This is a genomic window from Mycolicibacter algericus DSM 45454 (assembly GCF_002086455.1).
Classification (GTDB): Bacteria; Actinomycetota; Actinomycetes; order Mycobacteriales; family Mycobacteriaceae; genus Mycobacterium; species Mycobacterium algericum.
This window is the reverse complement of sequence record NZ_MVHC01000100.1, coordinates 1-524: the sequence shown is the minus strand read 5'-3', so window position 1 is coordinate 524 and position 524 is coordinate 1. Positions and strand designations below refer to the sequence as shown.

Below are 524 nucleotides of genomic sequence, written 5' to 3'. Positions count from 1 at the left end.
CACCACCGCCAACACCCGATCACCATCACGCTGGGCATCCGAGAGCCGCTTGAGCACCACCACCCCGGCACCCTCGCCGCGGACATAGCCATCGGCGCCGGCGTCGAAGGTCTTGCACTGCCCGTCGGGGGCCAACATCCCCCACCGCGAGGTCGCGACGCTGTTCTGTGGCGACAGGATCAGGTTCACCCCGGCCGCCAGCGCCTGATCAGACTCCCGGCGCCGCAGACTCGCACACGCCAGATGAATCGTCACCAACGACGACGAACACGCCGTATCGAGCATGATCGCCGGACCGTGCACACCCAGGAAATAAGCCAACCGGCCGGCCGCGAAGTTCGGTCCGTTGCCGAACGACAGATACGGGTCGACGTCGCGCGGGCCGACCTTCTCGGCTGCGATCAGGGCGTAGTCGTTGGTGGTCAGGCCGACGAAAACGCCGGTCTGGGTGCCCCGAATCGCCTCCTTGGTGATCCCGGCATGCTCCAACGCCTCCCAGGCCACCTCCATCAACAACCGCTGCT

At 66.6% G+C, this 524-nt stretch carries 1 protein-coding gene; it reads right to left on the bottom strand.

The features are described 5' to 3' along the window. Nucleotides 1–524, bottom strand: a 524-nt coding sequence (locus tag BST10_RS22285; RefSeq protein WP_242665685.1) for a beta-ketoacyl [acyl carrier protein] synthase domain-containing protein, incomplete at both ends; no start/stop codon positions are given.